Raw genomic sequence first — 19,805 nt, 5'->3', positions numbered from 1 at the left:
GGAAGTGTGTTCACATGGGTCAATTCTCAGTGACAATTTATGGGGCTACCGGGTCAGTTCTCAGTGACAATCAACAGCTAGGGAAGATCACGGTTGCACAGGCACTAGTATAGGGCAAGTTTGTCACACGGCGATGCCACCTTGCGAGACTCGCCAAGGCGCTATATCCCTTGCCCCATGATACTGGTGTTTGATCTTTGCGACCGTGCGCGTCTGCGCGAACGCTTTTTCGGCGCGACGCATAGCGTTCTAGCCCGACTATAAGCCGCCCCTCTCAGCCACACCCATAGCCATTCCAAACCACGGGAGAGGACCATCATGTCCCCCAAGACGCTTTACGATAAAATCTGGGACGCTCATGTCGTCCACGAAGCCGATGACGGCACTTGCTTGCTTTATATCGACCGTCACCTCGTCCACGAAGTGACCAGCCCACAGGCCTTTGAAGGGCTGCGCATGTCGGGCCGCACGGTGCGCGCACCGGACAAGACCATCGCCGTGCCGGATCACAACGTGCCCACCACCGAGGGCCGCGAAGACCCCGAGGCGATGACCGAAGACAGCCGCATTCAGGTCTCCGCCCTCGACAAGAACGCGCGGGAATTCGGCGTGCACTACTACCCCGTCTCGGACGTGCGCCAAGGCATCGTGCATATCGTTGGCCCCGAGCAGGGCTGGACCCTGCCCGGCATGACCGTGGTCTGCGGCGACAGCCACACCGCCACCCACGGCGCTTTCGGCGCGCTGGCCCACGGCATCGGCACGTCCGAGGTCGAACATGTCCTTGCCACCCAAACGCTGATCCAGCGCAAGGGCAAGAACATGAAGGTCGAGATCACCGGCAAGCTGCGCCCCGGCGTCACGGCCAAGGACATCACCCTTTCCGTCATCGGTGCCACCGGCACCGCGGGCGGCACCGGCTATGTCATCGAATATTGCGGCGAGGCGATCCGCGACCTGTCGATGGAAGGCCGCATGACCGTCTGCAACATGGCGATCGAAGGCGGCGCCCGCGCCGGCCTCATCGCGCCGGACGAGAAGACCTTTGAGTATTGCAAAGGCCGCCCCCACGCTCCGAAAGGTGCGCAGTGGGAAGCGGTGATGGACTGGTGGAAAACCCTCTTCTCTGACGAGGACGCCCATTGGGACAAGGTCGTGACGCTCAAGGGCGAAGACATCGCACCGGTCGTCACATGGGGCACCTCGCCCGAAGACGTGCTGCCGATCGACGCGACGGTCCCCTCGCCCGAAGACTTCAAGGGCGGCAAGGTCGACGCGGTGAAACGTGCGCTGGAGTATATGGACCTGAAACCGGGCCAAAAGCTCACCGATATCAAGATCGACACCGTCTTCATCGGCTCCTGCACCAACGGCCGCATCGAAGACCTGCGCGCCGCTGCCGAAGTGCTGAAGGGCAAGAAGATCAAGGACGGACTGCGCGCCATGGTGGTGCCGGGCTCCGGCCTCGTCCGGGCACAGGCCGAGGAGGAAGGGCTGGCGGATATCTTCCGCGAGGCCGGTTTCGAATGGCGTCTGGCGGGCTGCTCCATGTGTCTGGCGATGAACCCCGACCAGCTTGCCCCCGGCGAACGCTGCGCGGCCACGTCGAACCGCAACTTCGAGGGGCGTCAGGGCTATAAGGGCCGCACGCATCTCGTGTCACCCGGCATGGCCGCCGCCGCCGCACTCACCGGTCACCTGACCGACCTGCGCGAACTGGCGTGAGCGACCGGGGCACGGATACCGGGCGCGTTGCGCGGGGCTCAGTTAGCCTTGCGCAGCTCGCTGCCGGACTTCAGGACTTCGCTGCCGTCGTCCTGTTCGATCTTATAGGCCGGTTCGTCATCGCTCGCCTTGCGGGTCACCTCGCTGCCCTGCAGCTTCAGCGTGATCTTCTGCGTGTATTTCTTGACGATCTTGCCGGTCCCGGTGCCATTGCCCCAGTCCCATTCCACCTTCGTGCCGGTTTGGTACGACATGCCATGCCCTCCTGATATACCATTTGCCTAGAACGCGCCGTCAGCCGGCGCGGTTCCCGCACTCTCCGAAGGATACCCCGATGGATAAGTTTACAGAAATCACCGGCACCGCGGCTCCCATGCCGCTGGTGAACATCGACACCGACATGATCATCCCCAAGGTCTTTCTCAAGACGATCAAACGCTCCGGCCTTGGCGTGAACCTGTTCGACGAAATGCGCTATGACCGCGAAGGCAACGAAATCCCCGATTTCGTGCTGAACCAACCGCAATATCGCGACGCGCAGATCCTCGTGGCAGGCGACAACTTTGGCTGCGGCTCCTCGCGCGAACATGCGCCTTGGGCGATCCTCGATTTCGGCATCCGCTGCGTCATCGCACCCAGCTTTGCCGACATCTTTTACAACAACTGCTTCAAGAACGGCATCCTGCCAATCGCCCTGCCGCAAGAGCAGGTCGACGTGCTGATGAAAGACGCCGAAAAGGGATCGAACGCGCGAATGACCATCGATCTGGAAGGCCAGACCGTGACCACTTCAGATGGTGAGACATTCCCCTTCGAAGTGGACGCCTTCAAAAAGCACTGCCTTCTCAACGGGCTGGACGACATCGGCCTCACGCTCGAAAAAGGTGCCGCGATTGACAGCTATGAGGATTCGCTGGGCCAAAGCCGCCCTTGGGTCTAACGCCCGGCCTGCATGATCAAACTTGTGGGCGCAAACCGCGCGCCCACAAGATGTTGCCGCCTGCCATCAAACCGCCACGGAATTGATGCAAGAAGGCACCACCCCCTCCCTCAAAATACCCCAGTATCCTGCTCTTCTCTCCGCGGAGCCTTGAGGCATGTGCGGAAAGAAGGCAAAAATTGGACCAGAATGAGGCACACCCCATCAGCCGGGGGCATCAAGTTGGAACAAGCACGCGGCATCGTATCGCGGCTGGCCAGTTTGAAAGGGCAGAGCAGTGATCGGACGAATGACAGGCGCGGCGACGCGTGGCCTATTGGTGGCGCTATTGATTGCCATCCCGGCGCTTCTCTTGCCGGGGGCTGATGCGGAATCCAGCCAGATCACCGTGCTGCTCGCCTGTATCGCGGCGATCCTGACCTTCATGGAATACAACGCCCGCCAGCCCGGCATCGTCGAGTTTCGCGACGCGCCGCCTTTCAATCGGCTGCGCTTCATCAGTCTGCTCTTCACGATCCTCGTGTTGTCGCTTATCGCGCGGGGCCAAACGGCCCCCACCCTGCTGACCGGCGCGCTCACCGCGCTTGGCACGATACTGGGCAATGCGCTTGATTTCCCCTATTCCCCGGTGCGTCTTGTGGTACTGATGATGCCCGCCGACGCCCCTCTCGAGGCGGTCAACCTGATCCGCACAGCGGCGGGTCTGGCCTATCTGGTCTCGCTCATCGCATTGGCGACCTTCGTGGTGCTGGTGCGCGTTATGGGCTGGCCCGCGCGCCAAGGCGCTTTCAACGTCTGGGTGAACCTGCCACTTTTCGACCCCACCGCTGGGGGCGATGTGCTCTACCGGCTGCAACGGGACGCGCGGATCAACATCGCGCTTGGCTTCCTTCTGCCCTTCTTCATCCCCGCAGTGGTCAAGGCCACCGCCGATCTGCTAGATCCGATCTCACTGAGCAATCATCAAACCATGATCTGGACAATAAGCGCATGGGCATTCCTTCCGGCCAGTATGATCATGCGCGGCATCGCCATGGGGCGGGTGGCCGAGATGATCCACGACAAACGCCGCCGCGCCTACGCCGAAGCGCATATGCAGGCCGCCTGATCCGCCTCCTGCTGGCGCTGCTCCTGCTGACCGGCACCGCGCAGGCCGAACCGCTGCGCATCGCCACCTTCAACACAGAATTGTCGCGCAAAGGGCCAGGCCTGCTCCTGCGCGACATCCTGCGCGGGGACGACCCCGCCGTCACCTCCGTGATCGAAACCATCGCCAGCGCCGATCCCGATATCATCGCGCTACAAGGCATCGACTACGATCTCGAACAGGCCGCCCTCAATGCCCTCGCTGATGAGCTCACCGCCGCGGGCGCGCCCTACCCCCACCGCTTCGCCGCGCCGCCCAATGCAGGCCGCCAAAGCGGGGTCGACCTCGACGGTGACGGCAAGCTCGGCACCCCCCGTGACGCCCAAGGCTATGGCCGTTTCTTCGGCCAAGGCGCCATGGCGATCCTCTCACGCCACCCGATCCAAGAGGGCGGGTTCCAAGATTTCAGCACCCTCCTCTGGCGCGACCTCCCCGATACACTATACCCGATGATCGACGGCACCCCCTTCGCGGGCGCCGAAGCCCACGCCACACAGCGCCTCTCCTCCAACGGCCACTGGTCCCTGCCGATCCAAACCCCGGAGGGCCCCGTCACGCTACTGACATACCACGCCACCCCGCCGGTCTTCGACGGCCCCGAAGACCGCAATGGCCGCCGCAACCATGACGAAACCATCTTCTGGCTCCACCACCTCGCCGGAAAGATCGGAACGCCCCCGACACTCCCCTTCGTCCTGCTGGGCGACGCCAATCTCGACCCGCAGCGCGGCGACGGGCGCGGCGAAGCCATTGCCGCCCTCCTCTCCCATCCCGCGCTGCAAGCCCCCCTGCCGCACCGCCCCACGGTCAACTGGCCCCAAACCGGCCCGATGCGGGTCGACTACATCCTACCCTCCCGCCACTGGGAAGTCAGTGACGCTGGCCTCATCTGGCCAGAGGGTGAGAGCGCGAGCCGCCATGCCCTCGTCTGGGTCGACCTCACCCGCTAACGCCCCCTATCTTGACCCTCCGGAACCCGCAGGCTACCCAATCTCCAACCGTATTTTCAGGAGTTTCCCATGGCCAACCCATCCTTGCTCATCCTCCCCGGCGACGGCATCGGCCCCGAGGTCATGGCGCAGGTCACGCGCATCATCGACTGGTTCGGCGAAAAGCGCGATCTGGCCTTCGATGTAGAGCATGATCTGGTCGGCGGTGCAGCCTATGACAAACACGGCACCCCGCTGCATGATGACACGATGGCCCGCGCCCTCGAAGTCGACGCCGTGCTGCTGGGCGCCGTTGGCGGCCCAAAATACGACGACCTCGACTTCTCCGTGAAACCAGAACGCGGCCTGCTCCGCCTGCGCAAGGAAATGGACCTCTTCTCCAACCTGCGCCCGGCACAATGCTTTGACGCGCTGGCCGATTTCTCCTCGCTGAAAAAAGACGTGGTCGCGGGCCTCGACATCATGATCGTGCGCGAACTCACCTCCGGCGTCTATTTCGGCGAACCGCGCGGCATCTTCGAGGAAGGCAACGAACGCGTCGGCATCAACACGCAGCGCTACACCGAAAGCGAGATCGAGCGTGTCGCCCGCTCCGCTTTTGAACTCGCCCGCCGCCGCGGCAACAAAGTCTGCTCCATGGAAAAAGCCAACGTCATGGAAAGCGGCATCCTGTGGCGCGAAGTCACCCAACGGGTGCGCGACACCGAATACCCGGATGTCGAACTCAGCCATATGTATGCCGACAACGGCGCCATGCAGCTCGTGCGCGCACCCAAGCAGTTCGACGTGATCGTCACCGACAACCTCTTCGGCGACATCCTCAGCGACTGCGCCGCCATGCTCACCGGCAGCCTCGGCATGCTGCCCTCGGCCAGCCTCGGCGCACCCAATGCCGATGGCCGCCCCAAGGCCCTCTACGAGCCCGTGCATGGCTCCGCCCCCGACATCGCAGGCCAAGGCAAAGCCAACCCGATCGCCTGTATCCTCAGCTTCGCCATGGCGCTGCGATACTCTTTCGACCAAGGCGAAGAAGCCGCACGTCTGGAAAAAGCCGTCGAACGCGCGCTGGCCGATGGCGCCCGCACCCCCGACCTGATGGGCCCCGAAGGCGGCACCCCCATCACGACCGAGGAAATGGGCGACGCCATCCTCAAAGCCCTCGACGCCAGCCTCTAAAAAAACCGAGGCGGGGTTTCACGCCCCGCCCCTTCCCCTTCATCCTTTCTCAAATACCCTCGGGGGAGCAGCCAAAGGCTGCGGGGGCAGCGCCCCCAATTACACCCGCGTTCCCAAAACGCCCCGCAAAATCCCTGCAACTGACCAATTGCCAAAGCCGCCAAGCTGCGGTATTGCGCTGCACATCGGTCGGGCTGTAGCGCAGCCTGGTAGCGCACCTGCTTCGGGAGCAGGGGGTCGGAGGTTCGAATCCTCTCAGCCCGACCAGATCCCCCCACAGATCCCTATGCCCAAAACTCGGATCGCTCCGCTCAGCCGTAGACCCTGAGCAGCATCCAGACCCCCATGCCCAGCATCATGACGTTCTCGGTGAGCGAGACGAACCCAAGTGGGACATTGCTCGACCCGCCGACGCAGGCGCATTTTAGCTCACGTTTGTCGACATAGACCGCCTTGATGACCGAAACCGCGCCAATTGCGCCGATCACGATCGCCACGGGGGCCGAGAGCCAGGTCAGCGCCCCGGCGGTCATCAAAACACCCGCCAACGCTTCCCCGAACGGATAGACCTTGCCATAGGGCACCCACCGCTGCGCCAGCAGGTCGTAGTTCAGAAACATCGTCGAAAAGCTTTCGATATCCTGCAACTTCTGAACGGCAAGGAAACACATGGAGATCGAGATGAACCACTCGAAAGCCCGAAGTGTGAAGATGTTGCCGAATGCATACCAAGAGAGTCCCAGTGCCATCAGGAAGGCCACGCCGAAAATAGCGACAACGGGCTGATAGCTGGTGTCCGATTGCTTTTCCTTGGGCTTGTCCAAACCTAAATGCACGCGCAGATCGTCGTAACCGCCGATCCGCTCCCCATCGATGAAAGTCTGCGGCGTGGTCTCCACACCCTCTTTCGCCATAAAGGCATCGGTCTCTTCGCGGGTCGTGAGGTGGTGATCTTCGACGTGGTAGCCCTGCCGCTCCAGCAGGTCTTTCGATTTCAGCCCGAAGGGACAGAGGTGTTGCTCCATCACCATCCGGTAGAGTTTCGCGGTCTTGCCCTTTCCTTCGGCCATCCTAGCCTCCTTTTAGCTTTTCGAACGACGTCTCAAAGGAGAAACAAGTTTCCAACGCAGGAGAGTTCCGCAAAGGGGTGATTTAGGTCAACCGGCAACCCGGCGCAGCACCACTGGCGCGATGCCGCTCAGGCCAGTTTTCCCAGATGCGCGGCAGGGATCGTGACTGTCCAAGTCAGGGCGTTTTCGCTGGTCACCGTTTCCGCCGCGCCATTAACCATCGCAGGTGCCAATACGGACAGAACCTTGCTCCCGAAACCGGTGGCTTTCTTGGCAGAGGGGTCAATGGTGATGCCGGTCTCGATCCACTGGAAACGCAGCCCCCCCTTCTCGGTATGGGACCAGTGGCATTGGATATCGCCGCAGCCGTTGCTCATCACCCCGTATTTCGTGGAATTCGTCGCCAGCTCATGCAGCGCCATGCCGATCAGTTGCAACGCCTGCGGTCCCAAAGCGACAGAGGGGCCATCCACATCCACCGCCTTGGCCTGCAAATGCAAAAACGGGTCCAACTGTGCGCGCACCAGTTCGGCCAGATCTACCGAAGACCAGCCGCCATCGACCAGCAAATCGGTGGACCGGGCCAGCGCCTGAATACGGGCTCCGAAGGATTTGTTGAACTCCGCGAGAGAGGCCGCCGAACTCGCCGTCTGCCGCTGCATCGCTGTGACCAGAGAAAGCATGTTCTTGGCCCGGTGGATGACCTCACGCGAGACGAGATCGCGCACCTCTTCGGCCTTGCGCGTGGCAGTCACATCATGGTGGATGTTCGAGATCGAGACGATATCCCCCGAAAGCGTCCGAATGGGCGTGCAGGCGATGGTGACATGGCGCTCGGTTCCGTCCTTGGCCACGCGCACCGCATTGAATTGGCGCAGCTTGCCGGCCATGATCTGATCGCGATACTCAAGCACCCGCGTCGGCCAATCCGGCGGATACAAAAGCTCGACCGACTGGCCCAAAGCCTCCTCTTCCGTATAGCCATAGAGCCGCTCAGCTGCCGGATTCCAACTGATGATGCGGCCTTCCATGTCATAGGTCAGGATCGCTTCGGCCGTGGTGGCCACGAGGGCGGCAAAGGTTTCCGCCTGCACATGGGCCCGTTCGATATCGTCATGGGCCATACGGCGTGTCGTGACATTGCGATGCTGCAACAGCAGGCAGGGCGCGCCTTGGATCGTCAGGCGGTTGGCGTTGAGTTGAAACCAGCGCCGCACCCCCGGCCCATCGCAGGGGTATTCCCCCTCAAAGGAAGTCCCGGTTTTCAGCGCTTGGCGCAGCCCCTCCAGAACCGTTTCCGCCTGCACCACGGCACCCATGGCCGCCGCTTCGCAGATGTCAAAGTAATTGGCCCCGACGTAATGCGTTCCGGCGTCGCCGCCATTCTCTTCGCAAAACAGTTTCCACGCCATATTGACCGCGACAATCTTGCCGGTGGCGTCAAGAATGACCACCTCATCGGTCATCGCCTCGATCAATTCATAATGGCTGGCGTCGAGCGTGACGCTTTGGGTGCTTTTCAACATAGCCCCACCATAGCGCGAATTCGGCATTGTCTAAAGTTAACTTAGGTTTAATCGTTAAGGCCAAAGTCCTTATTTTATCGGCTTTTGGCGGAAACCCTCCTGCCTCTGCGGCGGCTGCCCGCCCGCCCGGGCCTGAGGCTTGCAATCCGCGCAATTTCTGAAATAAGCCCCGCCATCCGGTCGCAGCCTACCCGGACATCAAAACAAGGGCCCCAAAATGAAAACACTTGTCATCTGCTCAGGCGGACTCGATTCCGTGTCGCTTGCGCATATCACCGCCGAGGTGCACCACCTCACCCGGCTCGTCTCCTTCGACTATGGCCAGCGTCACCGCAAAGAGGTCGATTTCGCCCGGGCGGCGGCCGAACGATTGGGCGTGCCGTTTCACCTGATCGACATGCGCGGGATCGGTGCGGCGCTATCGGGCTCCGCCCTGACCGACGATATCGACGTGCCCGATGGGCATTACGCCGAAGACACGATGAAGATCACCGTCGTGCCGAACCGCAATGCGATCATGCTGTCGATCGGCTTTGGCATTGCCGCCGCGCAGGGGGATGAGGCGGTAGCCACTGCCGTGCATGGCGGCGATCACTTCATCTATCCCGACTGCCGCCCCGGTTTCACCCGCGCCTTCGATGCGATGCAGCAGGCCGCGCTCGACGGCTATGCCGACGTGCGGCTGCACACGCCCTTCGTCGAGCACAGCAAGGCCGAGATCGTCCGCCAAGGCGCGCAGCACGGCACGCCCTTCGCTGAGACGTGGTCCTGCTACAAGGGCGACGCGGTCCATTGCGGGCGCTGCGGCACCTGTGTCGAACGGCGCGAAGCCTTTCATCTGGCCGAGGTCAGCGACCCGACGGTCTATGCCGATCCCGACTATTGGACCGAGGCCCTTGCCGCACGGGGGAAAGGCTGATGTTCCGTATTCGCAAGGAATTCCACTTTTCCGCCAGCCACCAGTTGAGCCACCTGCCCGACGATCATCAATGCGCGCGGCTGCATGGGCACAACTACATCGTCGTGGTCGAACTGGCCGCCAAGACGCTCAATGCCGATGGTTTCGTGCGCGATTACCACGACTTGAAACCGCTCAAGGCCTATATCGACGATCACTTTGACCACCGGCATCTGAACGATGTGCTGGACGGCCCCTCCACAGCCGAGAACATGGCGAAACATTTCCACGACTGGTGCGCCGCCCGCTGGCCCGAGACCTCTGCCGTGCTGGTCAGCGAGACCCCGAAAACATGGGCGGAATACCGGCCATGACCCTGCGCATTGCCGAGATTTTCGGCCCCACCATTCAGGGCGAAGGCGCGCTGATCGGAGAGCCGACGGTATTCGTCCGCGCGGGCGGCTGTGACTATCGGTGCAGCTGGTGCGACAGCCTGCATGCCGTCGACAGCCAGTACCGCCATAGCTGGACCCCCATGTCGACCGAGGACATCTGGCGCCAGATCCGCAAGCTTTCCAAGGACCAACCGCTGACCGTCTCCCTCTCGGGCGGCAATCCGGCGATACAAGATTTCGGCCCCCTGATCCGCATGGGCAAAGCCGCGGGCTATCGTTTCGCCTGCGAGACCCAAGGCTCTATCGCGCGGCCATGGTTTGCCGAGCTCGATACGCTCGTGCTCTCCCCCAAACCGCCATCAAGCGGTGAGCGCGTCGATTGGGACGCATTCGGCGCCTGCCGGACCCTCGGCGCGCAGGCGCGGCAGCAGGTGATGAAGATCGTGATCTTCGACGAGATCGACTACCATTGGGCGCGCGAAGTGCATGCCCATCACCTCGATATCCCGCTCTACCTTCAACCCGGCAACCCCGAGGTCGACCCCGCCACGCCGGTGGACCCGCAGGCGCTGGCCGACCGTTTGGGCTGGCTGACCGAGCTTGCCATGACCGATCACTGGTTCGCCCCCCGTATCCTGCCGCAGCTTCATGTCCTGATCTGGGGCAACAAGCGCGGCGTCTGACCGATGGAGACCCCCATGTCCGACGACATCTATAGCAATCTTAAACAGCTCGGCGGGGAAACCCGCATCCCCGCCAACCCCGAAGAAGCCGAGCTTGAGCGTGTGCCGAACCCGCAGGCCGATGTGGCCTATAACGTGCGCTTCACCGCGCCGGAGTTCACCTCGCTCTGCCCGATGACCGGCCAGCCCGACTTTGCCCATCTGGTGATCGACTATGTGCCCGGCCCGTGGCTGGTGGAATCGAAATCGCTCAAGCTGTTTCTGACCTCCTTCCGCAATCACGGCGCCTTTCATGAGGATTGCACCATATCCATCGCCCGGCGGTTGGCCGAGTTCCTTGCCCCGCAGTGGCTGCGGATCGGCGGCTATTGGTATCCGCGCGGCGGCATTCCCATCGATGTATTCTGGCAAACCAGCCCCCTGCCCGAGGGCGTCTGGATCCCCGATCAAGGGGTGCCGCCCTACCGCGGGCGCGGCTGACCAAGCCCTCCCTACCTCCGACCCCCGCAGCATTCGGGGCGCGCGCCCACCCGCCCGCGCCCCGTTTTTTCGGTGAAAACCGTGTGTTTTAGATCACAATATCTTCAGCAACCGCCTTCTTCCTTGAACCTCCAGCGGAGAAAGGCCGTTAGTCTCTCATACACGCATACGACCCTGCCCCGCGCAGAGAGGTCAACCACGGAGCGACCACATGCTGACAAGACGTCATTTCATCCAGACCACCACGGCGCTATTTTCCGGCGCGATTGCCACCCCCCTGATGGCCCGCACGCGCCCAAGCGCGGCAGAGAAGGCCGCTTGGGATGCGCAGGTCACCCCAGCAGGCTTTGACCCGGCGACGAGCAACCCTTGGGGCGTCCACCCGCGCTTCTTGCCGCAGCGGGTCGTGGCGAATGACAACCTGCGCGTCGGCGACATCCACGTCGATGCGGTGGCACGCTATATCTATCATATCGAAGAGGGCGGAACCGCCATGCGCTACGGCGTGGCGATCGCGCGTGGCAATCTTTATGAGCCGGGCACCTATACGATCAAACGCAAGGTGCAATGGCCGCATTGGACGCCCACCCAAAACATGATCAAGCGCGATCCCGAGCTCTACGCGGGCCTTGAGGACGGCGTGCCGCCCGGCCCGGAAAACCCCCTTGGCTCGCGCGCACTTTACCTCTTTGAAGGGAACCGCGACACCTATCTGCGCATCCACGGCACCCCGCAGCCACAAAGCATTGGGGGCCGGGCAAGCTCAGGCTGTGTGCGGATGATCATGGCGCATATCAACCAGCTCTACCCGAATGTGCAGACCGGCTCGACGGCCTATCTCTATTCGGCGGAAGAAAGCGTTGTTGCCAGCAGCTAAGCTGGAACGAATAACGGGGGCCGCTTGGCGGCCCCCGTTGTTATGTCAGGCTTGGCGTTTGGTGCAGATCGGATTGCCACCCACCGCCCGCAGCGGCACCAGCGTCGTCTCGACCGGGCCGTTGTGCTGATACCAATAACAGCCATCCTCCGGCAGCAACCGCGCCGTCGACAAATCTTGGTTCGGCGCGGCAAGGCTCACCACCGCCTCCGGCAGATTGCCCACACGGGCCGAGCCGCCCTGCGGCCCACTCGCCGGTACCGTACATCCGGCAACGGCCAGCAAGGCCGCCCCGATCACAAAAGTTCCTGTTTTCATCAAAGCCTCTGCCATTCCTGATTATATCTGGGGCAATCTGACAGACCGGATGGGGATTTCAAGGCACAAGGGGGTGAGGATGCTAATGGTGACCCCGGCAGGATTCGAACCTGCAACCTGCCCCTTAGGAGGGGGCTGCTCTATCCAGTTGAGCCACGGGGCCGACAGGCTTGGGTTTAACGCAAGCGTCTGGCGATGTCATCGGCAGATTGGCAACCGAATGACTGCGCCTCGCAGCAGTGCTGCGGCAATGCTTGATCGCGCCTCCCGCTTCGCGCTACCTATGGGTGAGGAAAACAGGAAAACCAAATTGACCACACCCCCCAAACGCCCGTTGACCCTGCGTGATGTGTCCGATGCTTGCGGCGTTTCCGAGATGACGGTCAGCCGCGTCCTGCGCAAGCGCGGTGACGTGTCGGAAGCCACCCGCAACCGTGTTCTCGCCGCCGCCAAGGCGCTTGGCTATGTGCCCAACCAGATCGCCGGATCGCTGGCCAGCCAGCGCGTGAACCTTGTGGCGGTCGTGATCCCTTCGCTGGGCAATATGGTGTTCCCCGAAGTTCTGAACGGCATCAACCAAGTGCTCGAAGACACGCCGCTGCAGCCAGTCGTGGGGGTGACGGACTACCTGCCCGAGAAGGAAGAGCGGGTGCTTTATGAGATGCTCTCATGGCGGCCCTCTGGGGTGATCATCGCGGGGTTGGAGCATTCCGACGCCACCCGCGCCATGTTGCGCAATGCGGGCATTCCGGTGGTCGAGATCATGGACACCGATGGCAAACCCGTCGATGCGATGGTGGGGATTTCGCACCGCCGCGCCGGGCGCGAGATGGCGCAGGCGATCCTGCGCGAGGGCTATGAGCGGATTGGCTTCATGGGCACGAAAATGCCCCTCGACCACCGCGCGCGGAAACGGTTTGAAGGTTTTACCGAAGGGCTCGCCAAGGCGGGGGTCGAGATCGAAGACCGGGCCTTTTACTCCGGCGGCTCCGCGCTGGCCAAAGGGCGCGAGATGACGCAAGAGATGCTCGAACGCTCACCCGACCTTGATTTTCTCTATTACTCCAATGACATGATCGGCGCGGGCGGGCTGCTGCATCTGATCGACCAAGGCATCGACATTCCCGGTCAGATCGGCCTTGCCGGGTTCAACAACGTCGAGCTGCTGCAAGGTCTGCCGCGTCAATTGGCGACGATGGACGCTTGCCGGAACGAGATCGGTCAGGCCGCGGCGCGGATCATCCTCAACCAGACCCAGCCCGAGCCGGACCCGGAAATGCAGACCCAGATCACCCTGACGCCAACACTGTCGCTGGGCGACACCCTGCGCCGCCGCCGTCAGGGGTGAGTCGCCCAAGGCTCGGCAATGCCGCCGCGCGGCGGTTGTTTCTGGCGCGTCACCTGCTGTCGGACCCGCCGCAGGGCCCGGCCAAGGGCGCGGCACTGCTCAAGCTGATCCATGATCTGGGTTTTGTGCAGCTCGACAGCATCAACACGGTGGCGCGGGCGCATGATCTGATCCTGTTCGCCCGCCGTCCGCGCTATCGCCCCGCTGCGCTCAAGCGGCTTTATGAAAAAGACCGGGCGCTGTTTGAGCATTGGACCCATGACGCCGCCGTCATCCCGATGGAATTTTACCCGCAATGGCATCTGCGCCGAACCCGCGATGCGGCCAAGCTGCTGGGCCGCTGGAAGGATTGGCAGCGGCACGACTTCGAAACACAGATGCAAAACGTGCTCGCGCAGGTCCGGGCCGAGGGCAGCGTCACCTCATCCGACGTGGGCCGCGACGAGCCGCGCAGCAGCGGGGGCTGGTGGCAATGGCATCCGTCGAAAACCGCGCTGGAGTATCTGTGGCGCAGCGGCGCGCTGGCTGTGACCGGGCGCGAGGGGTTTCGCAAGCGCTATGACCTGACCGAGCGGGTGGTCCCCGCCGCGCTGCGCGACCCGGCGCATGCCCCCGACATAGAGCAGACGATCGACTGGTGCTGCGATCAGGCGCTGGCGCGCTTGGGTTTTGCCACGGCAGGGGAATTGGCCGCCTTCTGGGCCCATATCTCCCCCGCCGAGGCGCGCGGCTGGTGCGCGGCAGAACAAGGCGCGGGGCGGCTGGAGGAGATCGACATTGAGGCGGCCGACGGCAGCCTGCGCCCCGCCTTTGCCCGCCCCGGCTGGGCCGATGACCCCGCCCTTACCCGCGAACCGCCCAAACGGCTCCGGGTGCTCAGCCCCTTCGACCCCGCCCTGCGCGACCGCAAACGCGCCGCCCGGCTTTTCGGTTTCGACTACCGGATCGAGGTCTTCGTGCCCGAGGCGCAGCGCGAATACGGCTACTATGTCTTTCCGCTGCTACAGAGCGACAGGCTGGTGGGACGGGTCGATATGAAGGCGCATCGCGATCTGGACGTCTTGCACGTCACCGCGCTCTGGCCCGAACGCGGGGTTCGCTGGGGCAAGGGGCGGCAAGCGGCCTTCGAGGCAGAGCTGCACCGCCTCCTGCCGCTGGCCGGGGTGCGCCGGATCAGCTTCACCGACGGCTGGCTGCGCGCGCCGCTTTAGTCGAAACGGGGCGGCAGCAGCCCTGCGTGAAACCAGTTGAGATAGCTGTGGATCGAATGCACGGGCCGCCCGGTCGCTGCCGCGATATTCGTAGCATATGGCACCATGTTGGTGCATTCCAAAAGAATCGCCCCGACATCCGCGTGGGCCTCCACCAGCCGCTGCGCTGCCTGCACCATCTCGGCCCGCGCCTGCGCCACGTCGAGGTCGGGCAGATTGCCGAGGATCGTTCGGGCGAAGCCGCTGCCCTCCATCCCCACCACCGGGCTGCCCTCGGGCACGCCCGCCGCGTGCAGATGGGCGGGCGAAAGCGTGGCGGCGGAGATCGTCAAGATGCCCACCCTTTGCCCCGGCGGCAGGCAGGCCGCGATCTGCCCCGCCTGCTCCAACGCAGAGGCGGCAACGGGCACGCCCAGCGCTTCGGCGAGGCGAGGCCGGATCAGCGCCAAGAACCCGCAGGTGGTGGCAATGCCGGTGCAGCCTTCGGCGATCAAGTCGCGCCCCGCGGCGATGAAAGCCTGCACGAAGGGCTCGATATCGTCGCACACGATCGCTTCAGGCGTGGCCCCCGGCACCACGGCGTAGCGCACCGGGAAATCCCAACTGCCCGCATGGCCGACATCCCCCAGAATGCGGGGAAACCGCGTGTCCAGCATGAGGATTCCCAGCCGCGCGCCCGTCTCGTTTGTCATATGCCCTCCGTTTGGGCGCAGGGTGCCTTTGCGGGCAGGACGAGACAAGCGAAACTCTAACGATGACATTTTATCAGCATTTTGTTGACGTGATGATTTTTTGTGTAAAAGATGCCCCAAAGGAAACAAGCCATGACCCAACGCGAAATCGAAAGCCACCACCCATGAACCGGCATGTCGTCGTTATCGGCGCCGGGATTGTCGGCGTCTCTGCTGCGATCTGGCTGCGCCGCGCCGGGGCGGAGGTGACACTGGTCGACCGGGCTGAGCCGGGGCGCGGCACCTCGCATGGCAATGGTGGCGTGCTGGCGGCGGCGGGCGTCGCGCCGGTGACCGGGCCGGGCCTGCTGCGCAAATCACCGGGGATGCTGCGCGACCCTGAGTTTCCGCTGTTCCTGCGCTGGCCCTATCTGCCCCGCCTGCTGCCATGGCTGCGCCGCTACATGGCCCACGCCAATGACCGCGATACCCGCCGCATCTCTGCCGGGTTGGTGCCCATCGTGAGCGACAGCGTGGCGCAGCACAAAGCCCTCTGCGCCGATCTGGGGCTGGAGGACTGGGTTCGCGACAGCGACTATTGCTTTGCCTATACCAACCGCGCTGCCTTTGAGGCTGAGGCCTACACCTGGGCGCTGCGCCGCGAGGCGGGTTTCGAGCCGGACATCATCGAAGGCGGCGCGGTCAGGGAATTCGACCCGGCCTATGGTCCGCAGATCACCTGCATCGCACGGCTGGCCGACCACGGCTTCATCGCCGACCCCGGCGGCTATGTTCGGGCTTTGGCCAAGGCTTTCGGGGGGATTGGCGGCACCATCCGGCAGGCCGAGGTGCAGGACGTGGCGATCACCGACGAGGAGGTCACTTCGGTCCTCACCGATCAAGGCTCCCTGCCCTGCGATGACGTGCTGCTGGCGACTGGTGTCTGGTCGAAAACGCTCATGCGCAAACTGGGGATCAACGTGCCGCTGGAATCCGAACGCGGCTACCACATCGTCTTCAAGGATGCCGAGGGCGGCCCATCGCGCCCCACCATGATGGCGGCGGGCAAATTTGTCGCCACGCCCATGGCCGAAGGGCTGCGCTGTGCCGGGATCGTCGAGTTCGGCGGGCTGGAAGCGGGTGCGTCCAAAGCCCCCCTGGCGCTGCTGCGCCGTCAGGCCAAGGCCGCCTTTCCCCATCTCACCGCCAAGGAAGAGATCGAATGGCTGGGGCACCGACCCGCCCCCAGCGACTCGCTGCCCCTGATCGGGCAGATCGGGACGAGCCGGGTCTACACTGCCTTCGGGCACCATCACATCGGGTTGACGGGCGGTCCGAAAACGGGCCGACTGATCGCCGGATTGATCACGGGGCAGACGCCAAACACGGATCTGACCCCGTATCACCCCCAACGCTTCGACGGATGACGCCAAGCGTGGGACTGCAACAACAAGGGAGAAACCACATGACACTGACAGCAAGACTGATGGCAGGCGCGGCAATGACCGCGCTGACGCTGGGCACCGCCATGCCCGCCTTCGCGGCCGAGAAATGGGACATGCCGATGGCCTATTCGGCCTCGAACTTCCACTCCGAGAACGGCGTGCAATTCGCCGAATGCGTGGGCGAGAAGACCGGCGGCGAGATCGAGATCACCGTGCACCCGGGCGGCGCCCTCTTTGCTGGCGCGGACATCAAGCGCGCGATCCAGACCGGGCAGGTCCAACTGGGCGAGCGCCTGCTCTCCGGCCACCAGAACGAGAACGCGGTCTTCGGCTTTGACTCCATCCCCTTCCTCGCGCCCTCTTTCGAGGCGAGCGCGCAGCTTTGGGAAGCCGCCAAGCCCAAGGTTGAATCCGTGCTGGAAGAGCAGAACCTCGTCTTGCTTTATAACGTGCCATGGCCGCCCCAAGGGCTCTACTTCAAGAAAGAAGTCGACTCGGTCGAAGACATGAAGGGCGTGAAGTTCCGCTCCTACAACAACACCACCGCGCGTCTGGCTGAATTGACCGGCATGTCGCCCGTCACCATCGAGGCCGCCGAAGTCAGCCAAGCCTTCGCCACCGGTGTCGCGGAATCAATGATTTCTTCGGGTGCCACTGGCTATGACCAGAAGGTCTGGGAGAGCCTGACGCATTTCTACGAAGTCGACGCATGGTTGCCGCGCAACTATGTGATGATCAACGCCGATGTCTGGGCCGAAGTCTCGGACGCGAACAAAGAGGCGATCACCACCTGCGCGACCGAGGCCGAAGAGCGTGGCCTGCAAGCGTCCAAGGACTACACCCAGTTCACCTATGATGGGCTGCGCGAAGGCGGCATGAACGTGGAACCGGCCAGCGAAGAGCTGATGTCGGGCCTGCGCGAAGTGGGTGAGACCATGACGCAAGAGTGGCTCGAAGCCGCGGGCGAAGACGGTCAGGCGATCGTCGACGACTACAAGGCGATGCAGTAATCACGAAACCTGCGGCGGCCCGTCACCCGGGCCGCCGTTCTCGTGCCCGGGCATGATTTGACGGAGGGAGAGCCGCATGAAGGCGCTGCGCAGACTATTGGACGGGCTATATACCGGGGCGGGGGCGCTTGCCGCGCTCTGTCTGGTGGCCATCCTTACCTTGATCGTGGCCCAGATGGTCGCCCGTTGGACTGGCAACGTCTTTCCGGGCGCCGCCAGCTATGCGGGCTATGCCATGGCCGGGGCCAGCTTCCTTGCCTTCGCCAATGCGCTCAACCGCGGCTCGCATATCCGCGTTTCGATCCTGCTTAACGCGCTGAGCGCGGGCGGGAAGCGGCTGCTGGATATCTGGTGTTTCGCCGTGGCGGCGGCGGTCGCGTGGTATTTCACCTATTACGCCTATTGGTTCGTCTACTGGTCGTGGAAATTCCACGAAGTCAGCCAAGATCAAGACGCTACGGCCCTTTGGATTCCGCAATCTGTCATGGTGATCGGCGGCGGCATCCTTGCCATCGCGCTGACGGACAATCTTTTGCACCTCATCTTCAAGGGCGACCACCGCGTCACCCGTGACCTAGTCGATCAAAGCTTCGGGGAATGACGCCATGACCGAGATCTATGCCATTACCCTGTTTCTGATCGTTCTCTTCTTCCTGCTCGGCACCGGTGTCTGGGTTGGCCTCGCCCTGATGGGCGTGGCTTGGGTCGGGATGGAGCTTTTCACCACCCGCCCCGTGGGCGACGCCATGATCACCACGATCTGGGCCAGTTCCTCAAGCTGGACGCTGACCGCGCTGCCGCTCTTTGTCTGGATGGGCGAAATCCTCTACCGCACGCGGCTGTCGCAGGACATGTTCCGCGGGCTGTCGCCTTGGCTGGCGAAACTGCCGGGCGGGCTGGTGCATACCAATATCGTCGGCTGCACGGTCTTTGCCGCCGTCTCGGGCTCTTCCGCCGCGACGCTGACCACCGTAGGCAAGATGTCGATCCCCGAGCTGCGCGCGCGCAACTATCCTGAAAAGATGATCATCGGCACGCTGGCCGGGGCCGCCACGTTGGGCCTGATGATCCCGCCCTCGCTGGCGCTGATCGTCTATGGTGTCACGGTGAACGAAAGCATCACCAAACTCTTCTTCGCCGGCGTCCTGCCCGGCCTGCTGCTGGCGCTGATGTTCATGGGCTATGTCGCCGTCACCAGCATGTTGTCGAAGGACTGGAACCCCGATGCGGAGACCGGGATGAGCTTTGGCGAAAAACTGCGCAACTCGCGTTTCTTGCTGCCGGTCTTTGCGCTGATCACCGTCGTGATCGGGTCCATGTACCTCGGCTTTGCCACGGCGACCGAGGCGGCGGCCATCGGCGTCATCGGCTCCCTCACGCTGGCGCTGTTCCAAGGCTCGCTGAACTGGCACAGTTTCCGCGAGAGCCTGATGGGGGCGATGCGTACCTCTGCGATGATCGCACTGATCCTTGCGGGCGCGGCCTTCCTGAAACTGTCGATGGGCTTCACCGGTCTGCCCCGCGCGCTGGCCGACGGGATCGCGGCGATGGAGCTTTCGCGCTTCGAGCTGCTGATGGCGCTCTTGGTCTTCTACATCGTGCTGGGCATGTTCCTCGACGGCATCTCCTCGGTCGTGCTGACCATGGCGGTGGTCGAGCCGATGGTCCGCAGCGCGGGCATCGATCTGATCTGGTTCGGCATCTTCGTGGTCGTGGTCGTTGAAATGGCGCAGATCACCCCCCCGATTGGCTTCAACCTCTTCGTGCTGCAAGGCATGACCAACCACGAGATGGGCTATATCACCAAGGCCGCGCTGCCGATGTTCGCGATCATGGTCTTCATGGTCTTCGTCCTGATCTGGTTCCCCGAAGTGGCCACATGGCTGCCCGAAAACCTGCGCAGCGCACCGGTTTAGCGGTGAAGGGCCATGCGCT

Annotated in this window: 21 protein-coding genes and 2 tRNA genes; 17 read left to right on the top strand and 6 right to left on the bottom strand. The window is 63.1% G+C overall.

All coding sequences use genetic code 11. The features are described 5' to 3' along the window. Positions 1-318: 318 nt before the first annotated feature. A complete protein-coding gene (gene leuC, locus ACGYK2_RS11175) occupies positions 319-1,725 on the top strand; it encodes a 3-isopropylmalate dehydratase large subunit (protein WP_394374294.1) in 1,407 nt (468 codons plus the stop codon). 38 nt (positions 1,726-1,763) lie between these two features. On the opposite strand, the gene ACGYK2_RS11170 is transcribed toward leuC, so the two are convergent. Further along, positions 1,764-1,979 carry a DUF2945 domain-containing protein gene (locus tag ACGYK2_RS11170; protein ID WP_120349937.1) on the bottom strand — a complete coding sequence of 72 codons (216 nt, stop codon included), beginning with the start codon at positions 1,977-1,979 and terminating at the stop codon, positions 1,764-1,766. Between the two features lie 80 nt (positions 1,980-2,059). Here ACGYK2_RS11170 and leuD point away from each other — a divergent pair, with 80 nt between their 5' ends. The 5 genes from leuD to ACGYK2_RS11145 all read left to right on the top strand — a co-directional run bounded on the left by leuD (position 2,060) and on the right by ACGYK2_RS11145 (position 6,205). Then, the gene (gene leuD / locus ACGYK2_RS11165; protein ID WP_271688771.1) at positions 2,060-2,665 is read left to right on the top strand and encodes a 3-isopropylmalate dehydratase small subunit; all 606 of its coding nucleotides are present in this window, start codon (positions 2,060-2,062) and stop codon (positions 2,663-2,665) included. 277 nt (positions 2,666-2,942) lie between these two features. Continuing rightward, on the top strand, positions 2,943-3,773 hold the full coding sequence (locus ACGYK2_RS11160; RefSeq protein WP_271688770.1) for a hypothetical protein: 831 nt from the start codon (positions 2,943-2,945) through the stop codon (positions 3,771-3,773). After that, positions 3,656-4,762, top strand: coding sequence for an endonuclease/exonuclease/phosphatase family protein (locus ACGYK2_RS11155; protein ID WP_331618950.1), 1,107 nt, complete (start codon positions 3,656-3,658; stop codon positions 4,760-4,762). The genes ACGYK2_RS11160 and ACGYK2_RS11155 overlap by 118 nt, the downstream gene beginning before the upstream one ends. Before the next feature lie 69 nt (positions 4,763-4,831). Next, positions 4,832-5,938, top strand: coding sequence for a 3-isopropylmalate dehydrogenase (gene leuB, locus ACGYK2_RS11150; RefSeq protein WP_271688769.1), 1,107 nt, complete (start codon positions 4,832-4,834; stop codon positions 5,936-5,938). A 190-nt stretch (positions 5,939-6,128) separates the two neighbouring features. Beyond that, positions 6,129-6,205 (top strand) — tRNA-Pro (locus ACGYK2_RS11145). Between the two features lie 44 nt (positions 6,206-6,249). On the opposite strand, the gene ACGYK2_RS11140 is transcribed toward ACGYK2_RS11145, so the two are convergent. After that, positions 6,250-7,008, bottom strand: coding sequence for a glutaredoxin (locus ACGYK2_RS11140; protein ID WP_271688768.1), 759 nt, complete (start codon positions 7,006-7,008; stop codon positions 6,250-6,252). 128 nt (positions 7,009-7,136) lie between these two features. Continuing rightward, positions 7,137-8,534, bottom strand: a complete 1,398-nt coding sequence (locus ACGYK2_RS11135) for a sensor histidine kinase (protein ID WP_271688767.1) — start codon at positions 8,532-8,534, stop codon at positions 7,137-7,139. A 217-nt stretch (positions 8,535-8,751) separates the two neighbouring features. Here ACGYK2_RS11135 and queC point away from each other — a divergent pair, with 217 nt between their 5' ends. The 5 genes from queC (at position 8,752) to ACGYK2_RS11110 (ending at position 11,867) form a co-directional block, all read left to right on the top strand. Continuing rightward, positions 8,752-9,453 carry a 7-cyano-7-deazaguanine synthase QueC gene (gene queC / locus ACGYK2_RS11130; protein ID WP_271688766.1) on the top strand — a complete coding sequence of 234 codons (702 nt, stop codon included), beginning with the start codon at positions 8,752-8,754 and terminating at the stop codon, positions 9,451-9,453. After that, on the top strand, positions 9,453-9,806 hold the full coding sequence (gene queD / locus ACGYK2_RS11125; RefSeq protein ID WP_271688765.1) for a 6-carboxytetrahydropterin synthase QueD: 354 nt from the start codon (positions 9,453-9,455) through the stop codon (positions 9,804-9,806). Before queC ends, queD begins: the two co-directional genes overlap by 1 nt. Next, positions 9,803-10,510 (top strand): 7-carboxy-7-deazaguanine synthase QueE, encoded by a 708-nt coding sequence (gene queE, locus ACGYK2_RS11120; protein WP_271688764.1) that lies wholly within the window; start codon positions 9,803-9,805, stop codon positions 10,508-10,510. Before queD ends, queE begins: the two co-directional genes overlap by 4 nt. Positions 10,511-10,525: 15 nt before the next feature. Further along, the gene (gene queF / locus ACGYK2_RS11115; RefSeq protein WP_271688763.1) at positions 10,526-10,990 is read left to right on the top strand and encodes a preQ(1) synthase; all 465 of its coding nucleotides are present in this window, start codon (positions 10,526-10,528) and stop codon (positions 10,988-10,990) included. A gap of 211 nt (positions 10,991-11,201) precedes the next feature. Beyond that, positions 11,202-11,867: a L,D-transpeptidase gene (locus ACGYK2_RS11110; protein ID WP_067268495.1), complete on the top strand. Its 666-nt coding sequence runs from the start codon at positions 11,202-11,204 to the stop codon at positions 11,865-11,867. Positions 11,868-11,912: 45 nt separating this feature from the next. Here ACGYK2_RS11110 and ACGYK2_RS11105 read toward each other — a convergent pair whose 3' ends face one another. Together ACGYK2_RS11105 and ACGYK2_RS11100 are read right to left on the bottom strand one after the other, a co-directional pair. Next, entirely contained in the window at positions 11,913-12,185 is a 273-nt protein-coding gene (locus ACGYK2_RS11105) for a hypothetical protein (protein ID WP_067268532.1), read from the bottom strand. Positions 12,186-12,271: 86 nt separating this feature from the next. After that, a tRNA-Arg gene (locus tag ACGYK2_RS11100) sits at positions 12,272-12,348 on the bottom strand. Between the two features lie 147 nt (positions 12,349-12,495). On the opposite strand from ACGYK2_RS11100, the gene ACGYK2_RS11095 reads away from it, so the two are divergent. Next, entirely contained in the window at positions 12,496-13,533 is a 1,038-nt protein-coding gene (locus ACGYK2_RS11095) for a LacI family DNA-binding transcriptional regulator (protein ID WP_120349930.1), read from the top strand. After that, complete coding sequence (locus ACGYK2_RS11090) at positions 13,530-14,744, top strand: winged helix-turn-helix domain-containing protein (RefSeq protein ID WP_271688762.1); 1,215 nt, start codon at positions 13,530-13,532, stop codon at positions 14,742-14,744. The genes ACGYK2_RS11095 and ACGYK2_RS11090 overlap by 4 nt, the downstream gene beginning before the upstream one ends. Here ACGYK2_RS11090 and ACGYK2_RS11085 read toward each other — a convergent pair. Next, complete coding sequence (locus ACGYK2_RS11085; RefSeq protein ID WP_271688761.1) at positions 14,741-15,436, bottom strand: aspartate/glutamate racemase family protein; 696 nt, start codon at positions 15,434-15,436, stop codon at positions 14,741-14,743. The two genes, ACGYK2_RS11090 and ACGYK2_RS11085, sit on opposite strands and share 4 nt — an antisense overlap. 164 nt (positions 15,437-15,600) lie before the next feature. On the opposite strand from ACGYK2_RS11085, the gene ACGYK2_RS11080 reads away from it, so the two are divergent. From ACGYK2_RS11080 to ACGYK2_RS11065, 4 genes are all read left to right on the top strand, one after another. Beyond that, positions 15,601-16,842, top strand: coding sequence for an FAD-binding oxidoreductase (locus tag ACGYK2_RS11080; RefSeq protein WP_271688760.1), 1,242 nt, complete (start codon positions 15,601-15,603; stop codon positions 16,840-16,842). A 38-nt stretch (positions 16,843-16,880) separates the two neighbouring features. Further along, positions 16,881-17,870 carry a TRAP transporter substrate-binding protein gene (locus ACGYK2_RS11075; protein ID WP_271688759.1) on the top strand — a complete coding sequence of 330 codons (990 nt, stop codon included), beginning with the start codon at positions 16,881-16,883 and terminating at the stop codon, positions 17,868-17,870. A 76-nt stretch (positions 17,871-17,946) separates the two neighbouring features. Beyond that, on the top strand, positions 17,947-18,471 hold the full coding sequence (locus ACGYK2_RS11070) for a TRAP transporter small permease (RefSeq protein ID WP_067264971.1): 525 nt from the start codon (positions 17,947-17,949) through the stop codon (positions 18,469-18,471). A gap of 4 nt (positions 18,472-18,475) precedes the next feature. Continuing rightward, the gene (locus ACGYK2_RS11065; protein WP_271688758.1) at positions 18,476-19,786 is read left to right on the top strand and encodes a TRAP transporter large permease; all 1,311 of its coding nucleotides are present in this window, start codon (positions 18,476-18,478) and stop codon (positions 19,784-19,786) included. Positions 19,787-19,805 lie beyond the last annotated feature (19 nt).

The organism is Sulfitobacter sp. 1A10359 (assembly GCF_043558145.1).
Taxonomy (GTDB): Bacteria; Pseudomonadota; Alphaproteobacteria; order Rhodobacterales; family Rhodobacteraceae; genus Sulfitobacter; species Sulfitobacter faviae.
The sequence above is the reverse complement of the archived record's forward strand: the minus strand, read 5'-3'. Positions and strand labels throughout refer to the sequence as shown.